General features: G+C 37.4%; 16 protein-coding genes. 11 read left to right on the forward strand and 5 right to left on the reverse strand.

Annotated features, from left to right (window positions below):
- The first annotated feature begins 15 nt into the window (after positions 1-15).
- The 3 genes from D1B31_RS15330 to D1B31_RS15340 all read left to right on the forward strand — a co-directional run bounded on the left by D1B31_RS15330 (position 16) and on the right by D1B31_RS15340 (position 3,709).
- Positions 16-1,701, forward strand: coding sequence for a vWA domain-containing protein (locus tag D1B31_RS15330; protein ID WP_118921920.1), 1,686 nt, complete (start codon positions 16-18; stop codon positions 1,699-1,701).
- Between the two features lie 36 nt (positions 1,702-1,737).
- Positions 1,738-2,886, forward strand: a complete 1,149-nt coding sequence (locus tag D1B31_RS15335) for a toxic anion resistance protein (protein WP_118921922.1) — start codon at positions 1,738-1,740, stop codon at positions 2,884-2,886.
- A gap of 199 nt (positions 2,887-3,085) precedes the next feature.
- A complete protein-coding gene (locus D1B31_RS15340; protein WP_118921924.1) occupies positions 3,086-3,709 on the forward strand; it encodes a trimeric intracellular cation channel family protein in 624 nt (207 codons plus the stop codon).
- 142 nt (positions 3,710-3,851) lie between these two features.
- Here the strand turns inward: D1B31_RS15340 and D1B31_RS24630 are convergent, their stop codons facing one another.
- Complete coding sequence (locus D1B31_RS24630) at positions 3,852-3,998, reverse strand: hypothetical protein (RefSeq protein WP_192894786.1); 147 nt, start codon at positions 3,996-3,998, stop codon at positions 3,852-3,854.
- A 562-nt stretch (positions 3,999-4,560) separates the two neighbouring features.
- On the opposite strand from D1B31_RS24630, the gene D1B31_RS15350 reads away from it, so the two are divergent.
- Genes D1B31_RS15350 through D1B31_RS24895 form a run of 5 tightly spaced genes read left to right on the forward strand, consistent with a single transcriptional unit; the run spans position 4,561 to position 6,520 of the window.
- Complete coding sequence (locus D1B31_RS15350; RefSeq protein WP_118921927.1) at positions 4,561-4,800, forward strand: helix-turn-helix transcriptional regulator; 240 nt, start codon at positions 4,561-4,563, stop codon at positions 4,798-4,800.
- Entirely contained in the window at positions 4,790-5,140 is a 351-nt protein-coding gene (locus D1B31_RS15355) for a DUF2178 domain-containing protein (RefSeq protein WP_118921929.1), read from the forward strand. Before D1B31_RS15350 ends, D1B31_RS15355 begins: the two co-directional genes overlap by 11 nt.
- Before the next feature lie 22 nt (positions 5,141-5,162).
- Positions 5,163-6,038 carry a hypothetical protein gene (locus D1B31_RS15360; RefSeq protein ID WP_240035282.1) on the forward strand — a complete coding sequence of 292 codons (876 nt, stop codon included), beginning with the start codon at positions 5,163-5,165 and terminating at the stop codon, positions 6,036-6,038.
- A 19-nt stretch (positions 6,039-6,057) separates the two neighbouring features.
- Positions 6,058-6,342 (forward strand): hypothetical protein, encoded by a 285-nt coding sequence (locus D1B31_RS24890; RefSeq protein WP_240035283.1) that lies wholly within the window; start codon positions 6,058-6,060, stop codon positions 6,340-6,342.
- Positions 6,314-6,520, forward strand: coding sequence for a UPF0158 family protein (locus D1B31_RS24895; RefSeq protein ID WP_240035284.1), 207 nt, complete (start codon positions 6,314-6,316; stop codon positions 6,518-6,520). The genes D1B31_RS24890 and D1B31_RS24895 overlap by 29 nt, the downstream gene beginning before the upstream one ends.
- Before the next feature lie 57 nt (positions 6,521-6,577).
- Here the strand turns inward: D1B31_RS24895 and D1B31_RS25050 are convergent, their stop codons facing one another.
- Positions 6,578-6,703 (reverse strand): hypothetical protein, encoded by a 126-nt coding sequence (locus tag D1B31_RS25050; protein WP_275670724.1) that lies wholly within the window; start codon positions 6,701-6,703, stop codon positions 6,578-6,580.
- A 351-nt stretch (positions 6,704-7,054) separates the two neighbouring features.
- Here D1B31_RS25050 and D1B31_RS15370 point away from each other — a divergent pair, with 351 nt between their 5' ends.
- From D1B31_RS15370 to D1B31_RS15380, 3 genes are read left to right on the forward strand one after another with little or no spacing between them, the layout of a single operon-like run.
- Positions 7,055-7,909, forward strand: coding sequence for a sce7726 family protein (locus D1B31_RS15370; RefSeq protein WP_118921931.1), 855 nt, complete (start codon positions 7,055-7,057; stop codon positions 7,907-7,909).
- A 2-nt stretch (positions 7,910-7,911) separates the two neighbouring features.
- On the forward strand, positions 7,912-8,850 hold the full coding sequence (locus D1B31_RS15375; protein ID WP_118921933.1) for a sce7725 family protein: 939 nt from the start codon (positions 7,912-7,914) through the stop codon (positions 8,848-8,850).
- Positions 8,851-8,852: 2 nt separating this feature from the next.
- Entirely contained in the window at positions 8,853-9,923 is a 1,071-nt protein-coding gene (locus D1B31_RS15380) for an RES family NAD+ phosphorylase (protein ID WP_118921935.1), read from the forward strand.
- A 578-nt stretch (positions 9,924-10,501) separates the two neighbouring features.
- Here the strand turns inward: D1B31_RS15380 and D1B31_RS15385 are convergent.
- The 3 genes from D1B31_RS15385 to D1B31_RS15390 all read right to left on the reverse strand — a co-directional run bounded on the left by D1B31_RS15385 (position 10,502) and on the right by D1B31_RS15390 (position 12,128).
- Positions 10,502-11,410: an IS3 family transposase gene (locus D1B31_RS15385; RefSeq protein ID WP_420846117.1), complete on the reverse strand. Its 909-nt coding sequence runs from the start codon at positions 11,408-11,410 to the stop codon at positions 10,502-10,504.
- Entirely contained in the window at positions 11,338-11,682 is a 345-nt protein-coding gene (locus tag D1B31_RS25205; protein WP_420846113.1) for a transposase, read from the reverse strand. The genes D1B31_RS15385 and D1B31_RS25205 overlap by 73 nt, the downstream gene beginning before the upstream one ends.
- Before the next feature lie 107 nt (positions 11,683-11,789).
- Positions 11,790-12,128: a hypothetical protein gene (locus D1B31_RS15390; protein ID WP_118921937.1), complete on the reverse strand. Its 339-nt coding sequence runs from the start codon at positions 12,126-12,128 to the stop codon at positions 11,790-11,792.
- Positions 12,129-12,399 lie beyond the last annotated feature (271 nt).

Consider the following 12,399-nt stretch of genomic DNA (forward strand, 5'->3'; position numbering starts at 1 on the left):
AAGGAGCACTGTCCAATGAATAAAGGTAAATTCCTAATCGTATCACTCATTGCCGCTGTTGTATTCTTTGGCATCGTTTATGGCGGCATCTCCCTTACTTCGAATCTCGGAAAATCAAAGAAACAGATTACGGCTGAAAATGCCGAAGCACAGCTGGATAAAATGTACTCTAAAATCGATGTGGCAAAAGGGAAGCCTGTGAAAGGGCAGATTGATCTGAATCCAGCAGATCTGGCAGAAGAACTGCCTGATATCGATAAGTTTCCTGTAACTGTTAAAAACTCAACCGATTCATTTGTTGAAATCTTCTCTTCACCTGAAAAATCGGGCAAAGGGAATGATGCCTGGATTAACGAAGTGGCAGAAGACTTCAACGATTCAAAGCTCAAAGTGGATGGGAAGGCAGTCAGTGTCAAGATTCGAAGCATTGCATCGGGTACGGCAACAGACTATATCAAGTCAGGAAAATATATCCCAGAGGCCTTTACCCCATCGAATGAATTTTGGGGAGAGATGGTGAAAGAAAGCGGGGTAACAACCGAACTGATTTCAAAAAGATTGGCCGGCAACGTGCCTGGCATTGTCATCAAGAAAAAGAAACATGAACAATTAGTAGATAAATACGGTTCTGTCAATGTGAAAGCGATAACGGATGCGATGGCGAACAATGAATTGGCGATGGGTTATACCGATCCGTTCGCAAGTTCGACAGGTCTAAACTTCCTCCTGACCGCTCTGAACACGTTTGACAAATCCAACCTTTTGGGAGAAAAAGCAGTCCAGGGTTTCGAAACTTTCCAAGCGAATGTGCCATTCACAGCTTCTACGACATTGCAGATGCGTGAGGCGGCGAAATCGGGTGCATTAGAAGGATTCGTCCTTGAGTATCAAACATTCATCAATTCACCTGATCTGAAAGATTCGTATGTATTCACCCCGTTTGGCGTACGCCATGATAGTCCATTGTATGCAATTGGCGATATCTCGGCCGAGAAAAAGCAAATCATAGAAAAATTTGCTGAATTCGCTCAAGGGAAAAAGCATCAGGAACTAGCGAAGAAATATGGATTTAACGGCCTTGACCAGTACGCTTCCGAAATGAAAACAGTTGACGGCGCCACTCTTTCTGCCGCCCAAAAGCTATGGAAAGAAAAGAAAAACGGCAATAAACCGATTATGGCTGTGTTTGTTGCAGACGTCTCTGGAAGTATGGATGGAGAACCAATGAACCGAATGAAAGAAAGCTTGTTAAAAGGCCAGAAATATCTTGGAAAAGATAACAGTATTGGATTGGTTACTTATTCTGATGATGTCACGATCAATCTGCCAATTGCTCCATTCGATACGAACCAGCAATCCTTGTTTGTCGGAGCTGTCGAAGGCTTGCAGGCAAACGGGGGAACAGCCACATATGATGGAATTGTCGTGGCCATAAAAATGCTCAAGGATGAAATGAAGAAGAATCCCGATGTGAGGCCTCTCATTTTCGTCTTGAGTGACGGGGAAACGAATCAAGGACATTCATTGGATGACATCCGTGGGTTAATTCAAGCCTACAAGGTGCCAATCTATACGATTGGATATAACGCGAACCTCAAAGCTCTTCAGACCATTTCATCGATTAACGAGGCAGCCAGTATCAATGCTGATTCAGATGACGTAGTCTATAAGATTAAAAACTTATTCAACGTACAAATGTAACTTTTGCAAAAATAAATTAATAACGGGGGAAAACTTATGTCATTTTCGATGAATGTTGCAAGTCCGGAAGAAGTGAAAGCACTTGTCGAAGAACAGGTCAAACCTGTTCCAGAGGAAATGTCAGAGCTGCAAAAAGCAGCCAATCAAAATGTTTCGGCAATTATGGAAATGGATGTTGAATCACTTGATAAGCGCAAGGAAATTTTAAAAAGCATTGAGAGCTTCGGGCTAAGCACAATGAAGGCTTCGTCAAATAAGAACTCACTTCTTCAAGTGTCGGTCGGAAACCTTTCAAAACAGGGAGATGAAGGAAGCCGTGTCGCAAAAGGGCTTACTGAACTTCAAACTCATTTGAAGGATCTCGATCCAAGTATCATCGATTTTGCTAAAACGGGTTTTCTTGGGAAGCTGTTTAACCCGCTTCGGGCATACTTCCAAAAATACGAAAAAGCAGACAGTGTCATTTCGGATATCGTGACAAGCCTTGAAAAAGGAAAAGTAACCTTGAAAAATGACAATACGACGCTTCAAATCGAACAGCAGGGACTGCGTGATTTGACGAAAATCCTTCGAAAAGAAATTGAGCTCGGAACGTTGATGGATGAAGCAATCGAATTTCAGATCGAACAGGCGAAAACAAGAGGGGAAGATCCGGATAAAATTCGCTTCATCACCGAAGAATTGTTATTTCCGCTCCGCCAGCGCGTGATGGATTTGCAGCAGATGCTCACTGTTAACCAGCAAGGCATTATTGCTTATGAAGTGGTCATCCGGAACAACAGGGAGCTGATCCGCGGTGTTGAACGGGCAAAAACTGTGACAATTTCTGCATTGAAAATTGCAGTTACCGTAGCAAGCGCTTTGTACAACCAGAAGATCGTCTTAAAAAAGATCGAAGCCCTTAACGCAACAACGAACGATTTGATTGCAGGAACAAGCAAAATGCTGAAAGTGCAAGGTGTGGAAATTCAAAAGCAGGCGATGGAATCAAGTGTTTCTGTTGAGACACTGAAAGTCGCTTTTGCTGATGTGATCGAGGCGATGGACTCGATCAGTACGTACAAACAGCAAGCATTACCGAAAATGCGTGAAACCATTAACCAATTCAAAGAATTAGCTGAAACAGGCGAAAAACAGATTCAGAGGCTCGAAAAAGGCAATCAAGTAAACTTGTTAAGCAATTAAACTGGGTGAATTAGAGAAAAAGTATTATTGAAGCATTGGTCTGGATTACCTTATCCTCCTTGGGTTATAATGAGTTGTCTATTTTTGGGACGAAAAGGTGAATTTTCAATCAGTGGGGGTTTTTTTCCTCCACTGATTTTTAATTGCATCTTTTACTTATAGACAATAGTTAGACCATTGGTGAAAGGAGGGGTGCGCTTTGACGTGGGACATTCTTAATATTATTGGTACCCTTGCTTTCGCAATAAGTGGTGCCCTGATAGCCAGGGAAGAGGATTATGATATTCTTGGATTTTACGTTCTCGGGTTTACGACTGCATTTGGGGGAGGCCTTGTCCGAAACTTATTGATTGGCATTCCAATTGTAAATACGTGGATGCAAGAGGGCTTATTTCTAATAGCCTTTTTAGTGATTACACTTGTTTTTCTGTTGCCGAATCATTGGCTTGAGCATATAAAAAACTGGATTATCTTTTTTGATGCGGTTGGTTTGGCGGCATTTGCAATTCAGGGTGCGAACTATGCAGTTTCGGTTAGTGCGCCTTTCATTGCCGTCATCATCGCCTCGACAATTACCGGCGCAGGCGGCGGGATGATACGTGATGTCTTCGCTGGCCGAAAGCCAATGATATTCCATTCCGAAATTTATGCATTATGGGCAGCGCTCGCCGGTATCACAATCGGATTAGGTTTGATACGCGGTCCTTACGCGACAGCGTTCCTCTTGATCCTTATTGTTTTCTTAAGGATCCTATCCGTCCGCTATAATTGGAACTTGCCACGCAACATCCCTTATCAAAATCAGAGAAGTATAGGGGGATGAATCGAATTCGTCTTTAGTAAAGGGTAGTGCTTTTTAGTACATATAATAGAATTTCTATGTTTCTATTGCGGATTTCAAAAAACGATCAAATTAACGAAAAGACCGACATTACCACTTGTCGGCCTTTTCAAGTGGAAAATTCTTAATCCCTCATTGCTCCTGCTTCACGGGAAGTCATTGCTCCTTGTCCTGCGTTTACATCTTGTTTTATATCCCGTTTCACTTTTTGGGGATTGGATCCTGATGATTGACTATTATTGTTTCTGTTTTGCTGTTGATTTTGCTTCATTGATGATATCCTCCTCAAATTTGGTTACCCAATATTATTTGCAAAATCGCACGTTATATGTTTTTGTTTTCTATTAAAGATGAGGATTTACTGTAATTTTTGTATAAAAATAATTAAAGAATCTATCTTGAAAAATTTAAAACAAACCAGATGGAGTGTGGCCTTCTTGTTTGTTTTCGTGGAAATTTTGAAGCTAAAGCTGCATGTTAGAAATATTATAATTCCTTCGATGACACCGGTAAGAAAAGCTTAATTCCCCGTTTGTTCATTGGCAGGATTTTTAAATCTGCTAAATGATGGCTGATATAACCTCCTAGACAAGTATAGAAAACACTCTGGATTCCGGGGGAGGCATCAACTTGGATGCCCCAAAAACCATAAATTGCACCAAATTGATATGTGAACCTGACGGAATCATGAATTTCGTCAGGTTCTTTTTGTATTCTGGCTCTTGTTGAATCAAAGTATTTCAAGAAAAAATAAAGTTATTTAGTACTTTTATATAAGTTTACTTTACTTTTATAAAAGAGGGATTTATAATTTGAGGCAAGAGGTGAATGTCATGAAGAAAGATTTTGCTGATTCGATATCAAATAAGGTTTATGAATATCGTGTACTTGCCAGAATGACTCAGCAAGAATTAGCAGAGAAAGTCGGGGTTTCCAAACAAACCATCTTCGTAATGGAAAAGGGGAATTATGTTCCGAGTCTGCTGTTAGCTTTTCGAATTGCCGAATTTTTTAATGTTGATGTAAACGATATTTTTACATATGTGAAAGGAAATGATCAAAATGATAACTAAGTTTTTCTCGAATATCCATAACGCAATTTTTCACCCATTAAAGTCCTGGGCCGAACAATCAACGGGAAATTGGAATATTCTCATTGGAGTTGGTTTTTTACTGCTAATGGGCAGCGCGATTTTTGCCTATGTACTCCATAAGAAAATTGGGCAAGATGACGAACGGACAAATAAAATCTTTTTGAAAAGCGCTTACTGTGTGTTGTGGGCAATTATTCTTTGTGACATGATTTTTCCAAAAGACTATATGTGGAACATTTTTTTCTTGTTCAAATATGCGCTGGCATTTTTAGCTGGTGGAATTTACTTGGCCGTCCAATATAAAAAGGATTTTTCGTAAGGGAAGGTTGAGGAGCAAGGAATTGGGAGAAGAGGAGGGGGAAAAAGTTAGAATAGTAATCAAAAGTCGAACGCTAAAAACGGTTCTTATCATTCTTTTTTTCCTGTTTTTAGCGTCGATATACGGGTTCCATCAACTAGAGAAAGACTTTGTATATCCGATTGTGCCTGTAGCGATTAAGGCCGATTTTTTATCGGAGGCATACTTTTCTGAACTCTCAGAGCAGTATGATCAAATTCGCTCAGACCACCGAAAATGGTATGTATTTGATACATCCAAAGCGATTGCATCACACGCAATCCTAACGCATATGATGCATGATTTGGCGGAAAATCAAAAGCTTCTAAAAGGACATAAGCATTTTGATCTGTTTTTTGAGACATTTGATCAACATGTCAAACAACTCCCTTCTATCACGAAAGAGATTCATTATTTTCGCAATGAACTGAATCGATATGGAAAGGCGCCTGAACAATTAGAAGAAATGATTGAACTAGTGGCATGCGGCAAATGGCAACTATACAGTGCTAGATTTCACCGGTATGAAGTAAGCGAATATGACGCTGCTAATAATGTGAAATTTATATCATCAATTGGTCGCTTTGAAGTTGTCTTTAATATTGAGACGGGCCAGATGGTAAACGATCCGGTAAACAGGGGAACGTATAACTATGCGCCAGGGGGTATCCATCCATGGAAGTATTATCAGCACCATAAATACGATAAGGTTCCCTGGAAGAAATGGGGGAATACGAATCAGATTTCATACAAGGATATCACAAAGAGGCAGTCAAGGCATGGATCAACGGAGCAAAGGAAAAGTACAGAAGAACTACAAAACTTAATCAAATACAAAATGTCAGATTCACAGAAGTGTAGAAACAATTCTATTCTATAAAAAAGAAAGGATCTTAATCATGCCAGTAAAACTAGACGATATTGTTGAAGGAATGGAAATGCAATCAGAAGAAAACCAACCTTATCTTAACCGTGAAAATGCGGGAATTTTGTATGTCTCGGGGGAGGCTTTAATGATTGCAGAGGATGAAGAGGACTATGATCACTTACCCGAATGGCACCAGGATGAAATAAAGGTTGCGTTTGCAATACTTGAAAACCCTGATACCTATCTATCACTACCATCAAGTTTTGATATCAATGAATATGAAATGGATGGAGGATTTTTGTTACAGCCTGACTGACGAAAATAAAAAAGAAGTATTGCATAAATCCATACTTGGCAAAGGGGCATTCCGGCGATTTAAGGACAATGTTAATCGTTTGGGTATATCCAGCCAATGGTACGAATTCCGTGACCAGCGGTATCGGGAAATTGCCAAAGAGTTTTGTGAAAGCAAAAATATTGAGTATATCGAATAAGTTCTGTTAAAAAGCCATAAAAAAATTTATTATATAAGTCGAAATAAAAAATTACATCTATACGCAGAGCTTGTCTATGACTTCCTCTGTCCGTTCGCCTAGTTGCTTTACAAACTTTCTGACATTGGTACGGATGTCCTGAACCCTGGAATAAAGGACGTTATTAACAATTTTCTCTTTCATCCATTTCCGAAGACCCTCAATCATATTTAGTAAGGGCTGAAAGGGGCAAAGAAGACCAGTTTAATTCTGTCTTTGTTTTCTTCAAGAAAATGTAAGTGGGCGACTTGATTCCGTTCAAACATCCTTCGGTCGTCAGTGGCTTTCATGGCTTCCAATACCTGAGTAGCTCTTAGTGGCGATCATCGGTCTCATCCTCTCAAGAAGGTTTTTCCATACCCCACTTAAGAAATGTAGAACCTGTTAATTTCAATCTAAAGTGATGAAATTATTGGGTTAACTTAAAAGAAATGGAATGAAATGTGTAATATGCTATTATATAAGTGAGTAATTCTAACTAAGTAGGTGGGGAATATGAATCCGAGTAATAATATTATTTTAAATAGATTTTTTACTCACAATATATTTATGGACCTAATAAATGGCAAGGGAAATTCCTTATATAATACCTGTATAAACAGATATTTGAATAACGGAGTAAGTTCAATAAACAACGAACATTTAATAACCAAAGTGTATAAATATATTTCAAAAGAGTATAGGAATGAATATTTTTTTAAGAATACTCTTCTAAATAAACTATTACTGGGTCGGCATAGTTTAAATACTACAACTGCCTTAACTGAAATACCTATTAATAAGTCCAAGGCTGATTTTATTCTTATCAATGGTAAAGCTATTGTTTACGAAATTAAAACAGGATTAGATACTTTAGATAGGCTAGAAAGCCAAATCAATGATTACTATAAGGCATTTAATCACGTAAGTGTAATCTCATGTGAATCTAATTATGACAAGCTTATGGAAATGTTTAAGGATACTAACGTAGGCATTTCTATATTAACTGAAAAAAATACAATTAGCTTAAGAAAAAAACCTGTTGAAGATAATACCAAATTAGACTATTCTGTAATGTTCAAAATTTTAAGGAAGAGTGAATTTGAAAATATTATTTTATCTTATTACGGCTCGCTTCCTGTCACAACCCAAGTGGCTTATTATAAAGAATGTTTTAAATTTTTTGCAGCTATAGACAAGAAGGAAGTATATAAATTTTTTATCACCGAACTAAAGAAAAGGACGATAACAGAGAAAGAAGAATATAAAAATGTACCATACGAACTGAAATTTTTAGTTTATTTTTCAAAATTTAAAAAAGGTGATTATATAAAGCTAAATAAATTTTTAGAAAGAAAATGGAGGGGTTAGTAATGTATTTTCCTTATTTAAGGGGTAGGCAGTATGAACTTTTAGCATTAAGAGAATTAGCTCAAAACGATTTAATTGGTTCAAAAGTTACACCTATAATAGAGCCAGTAAAACCATCTGCAACTCTGACAAAGACCATCATAGAATATGTTCATAAAAATAAGGAAATTGCATTTATAACTAATCCGTTAGTTGGAAATTTTTCAGCTGATTTTAATGCACTCAAAGAGGAAAAAGTTAGGGACAGTCTTATTTCTTCGTTACGAAAAGAAAATGTTATTGTTTCACATATTTTAAATCAAAATAGCTGTTTCCAAATACCAAGATTATTATTTGAGCAAGGCTTTAGCAATGAAAAATTATTATTAATCTGTGAAGATAAAGATTATATAAATTATTTTTTTGAATTTTTTCAGGAAGAAGTTCCAAGATATTGTTTAATACCAGAAGAAAGTACTTTTCGTCGTAAAATAAAGCATAACAAAGTTTTGGTTGCTGATAGATTTACTAAACAAGAAAGAAATGCCGATTACAGCAGCATAGATGAAAGTCCTTTTTCGGAGGACCATTTGTATTTCAAAGAAGACGGATTCATTGGTTTTTCAGATTATTCAATTGTAGGGAAAAGGTATTTTGAATCTGGCTTTGCTCCTTATGCTGTCGCTATACATATAGTTTTTTTGGCTGAGGATAATAGTTTAAGAATAAAGCATTTTGTTTCAGATTCAAATGATGACTTCAACGATCCAGCAGGCAAATTTTATGAGGCAGTAAAAAAACTTGCTGAATGGCAAGAAGAAATGAAATTAGATACTTTTGGCATAAGCGAATTTTTAAGGCATTTCAAGAACGGAACGTATCCAGGTTTAGGAACAGTGAAGAAACTCTCAATAATGCATCACATTGAGTTAGTTAGCAAGTTTTTAGACGGAGTAGAATAATAATGATATGTTGTGAAAAATGTTTTAAAGATGCAGAGATTAAAGCCATTATAAGAGGTATTGGTGTAGATGGTAATTGTGAAGTTTGCAATAAAACAAATGTGTACATATATGATACCGATAATAATAAGGAACTTATCGAACATTTTAATGGTTTGCTAGAAATATATACTCCAAGTGATAGCTATCCAGCAGACTTCCCTAGGGAGAAAGCAAATTTATTAAAAGATGAACTGAGGGATAGGTGGGATGTATTTACCATTGATAAAGAAAAGGTTTATACATTAATGAAGAATATTTGCTCAGAAAAATATTCAGAAATACCTGGCCTTTTCCATTCGCCAATTGGAATAACAACTCTTTACCAAACAAGCTATTTGGAGGAAAATTCTTTAATTAAAACTTTTAAGTGGGAGAATTTTGTAAAGGAAATAAAGACTGTAAATCGTTTTCATACAAACCTAATTAATAAAAAAATTCTTGAAATGTTTTGTGAATATGCCACAACCTCTTATAGAAAAGGGCATGTTTTTTATCGCGGGAGAATTTCTTCCTCTAAGGGTTATTCGATAAAGGAGATGGGTGCACCGCCACCTGGTAAGGCATCTGATGGAAGGGCTAATCCTTTAGGGATAAGTTGTTTATACCTTGCAAATGATATTGAAACAACATTTCATGAGGTAAGGGCAAGTGTTTATGACTATGTTACCATTGGAAAGTTTGAATTAATAGAAGATATTGAAGTAGTTGATTTTATAGCATTAGATCGAATTAGCCCTTTTTCAACAATTGATATTGAATTACACGCAGTAAACAAAGAACATTTAAGGAAAATTAGTAATGAAATTGCCAAGCCTTTGAGACGGGGAGACAGCTCACTTGATTATCTTCCGACTCAATATATTGCTGAATTTGTAAAAAGCATTGGACATAAAGGGATAAGATTTAAAAGTACAAGAAATGAAAAAGGTTTTAATTTGGCGGTATTTAACCAAGATTTATTTAAATGCACGGATGTAGAAGTTTATGATGTTAAAAGTATAATATACGATTATGATTCAGTCGATGATTAATCTGACTTTTAAATTAATTTATATAATATTGAAATTGTTAAATAAAAAATTGCCTTGACTTTCATCGAGGTGCTTTTTTTAGTAAGCTTTTTTGTTTTTTAAAAGAGTACTATATAAGTTGAAATTAACAGGTTCTACATTTCTTAAGTGGGGTATGGAAAAAACCTTCTTGAGAGGATGAGACCGATGATCGCCACTAAGAGCTACTCAGGTATTGGAAGCCATGAAAGCCACTGACGACCGAAGAATGTTTGAACGGTATCAAGTCGCCCGCTTACATTTTATTGAAGAAAACAAAGACAGAATTAAACTGGTCTTCTTTGCCCCTTTCAGCCCTTACTAAATATGATTGAGGGCCTTTGGAAATGGATGAAAGAGAAGATTGTTAATAACGTTTTTTATTCCAGGGTTCAGGACATCCGCATCAATGTCAGAAATTTTGTTAAGCAACTGAGCGAACGGGCAGAGGAGTCATAAACAGGCTCTGAGTAAAGATGTAATTATTTATTTCAACTTATATAATTAAAAAAAAGCTGCCCATATGGTCTTGCCCCTGTCAAGTAGACAACTAAAAAAAGCTATGCAGCGAGCGCGTGTCGATATTCAATCGGCGCGCGTTTCTTTAGTCTTCGTTGTCTTCGTTTGTAGTTGTAATAATAGATGTAATCCTCGATAGCTTGCCTTAGCTCTTTTTCTGACTTACACTGTTCCATATACAACTTTTCCGTTTTGAGGTGTGAGAAGAATGATTCTATGCAGGCATTATCCAGGCAGTTTACTTTGCGAGAGTGGCTGCCATTAATGCCGTTTGCCTCTAATCGATTGTTGTATAGCTTGGACGTATACTGGAAGCCCTGATCCGAATGGAGAACAGCTCCAGCTACGTCCTTTTTCTTTCTCCATTTTTCCACTGTATTAAGTACTAATTCAAGATCATTTCTCCTGGAAAACTCCCAACTCACTATTTCATTATTGAAAAGATCCTGGATAACAGATAAATAATAAAATTCTTTTCCGTCGGAAACATAGGTAATATCCGTTACCATCTTCTGATTGGGGCCGACGGCCCTGAATTTCCTTCTTAAGCGGTTAGGAAATATAACTGAAGGGGTATGGCCGTGACGCTTCCTTTTCCTCCGTAGGACTGATTGTATCTCCATTTCCCTCATCAACCGGTAGACCTTTTTATGGTTAATCAAGAATCCCATTTCTTTGAGGTCATCCGTTATTTGGGGACGGCCAAATTCAGGATTCACAAAATGGATTGCCATAATGTGTTCCCGAATAACTTGTTCCTTCTTTTTCTTTTCTTCACGTTGTAGCTTGCTTTTCCTCCACTTGTAATAGCTTGCAGGTTTGATAAATGCAATTTCCAACAGCCATGATACGGGGAATTTACCTCTTAATTCATCAATCAGTTGGTACTTCTGTCTTCTAGGGATGTCTTCTCCTCCTTTACCAGATTTGGATACTGCTTTTTTAAGTATTCGACCTGTGCCTTCAAGTAATCCCTTTCCTCTTCAACTGATTTGAATTTTGTTCTTGGTCTTCCTTTTAGAGGGTTGGTAACCCCTTTACGTTGATCAAAAGACTCTCTGTTTTTCCATTTCCTAACCCAGACCTTTAGCTGGCTGCAATTCCGTATTCCCAACTCCTCCGCCAATATCTTATAGCTTTTTGAAACGTTCACATATTTCATCACGGCATTGAGCATGAATGCTTCTGAGTAGCTCTTAAATGTCTGTCCTTTTTTGGCCATAGAAAAATCCCCTCCAAGTTACATTCTTTCCTCCATGGTATATGAAGGTTTTTTTGAATGTCTACTTAAAGGGGACAATATCATACGCAGCTTTTTTCGTATACCCGTTATGAACTAGCTGGAGGGATGACTCCGGAAAAAAGCAGGATAAAGAGCACTAATCCTACGAGTAGGAATAGGGCTGAAGCCGTGAAAACGGGACCTTTTTTAAAAACAAATGGTTCTTTTTTCAGGATCAATCCTGTTTGCCCGCTTATCTGAGATGAATGAAATTCTGAGATTCTCCCGCCGCTGCTGGAAAAGAAGAAGGTCACTGTAGCGAATAAAAGTCCGGCAAAAAACATCAACTCAATGAAACGGACAGAGAATTTTAAGGCTGCAAAGTATGCAATGGCAGCCTCGACCACTGATGTCAAAAGAAAAACAACGAGATTTTTAGTCTTCATAAACTCCCTCCAAATCCCCAAAGTACCTTACATCTATATTTTACCAAAAACTCAGAATATTTTAATTGATATTTTTGTATCAATGGTAATTTATTAGTTTTTAACCCGATAAAATAGGTGGTGAGTAGTGATAAGCCTAAGTTGAAAAATCTTTAAACGATGTTGCCTGTTCGCACTACTCTCGGTTGAGAGCTGGCTAACCGCGTTGGTACCAGCACCGCTGGGTTCGAATCCCACAACTTGAATCCACTCACAGTATGTATGGTTTGGC

The organism is Neobacillus notoginsengisoli, from assembly GCF_003515685.1.
In the GTDB taxonomy this organism is placed as follows: domain Bacteria; phylum Bacillota; class Bacilli; order Bacillales; family Cytobacillaceae; genus Bacillus_D; species Bacillus_D notoginsengisoli.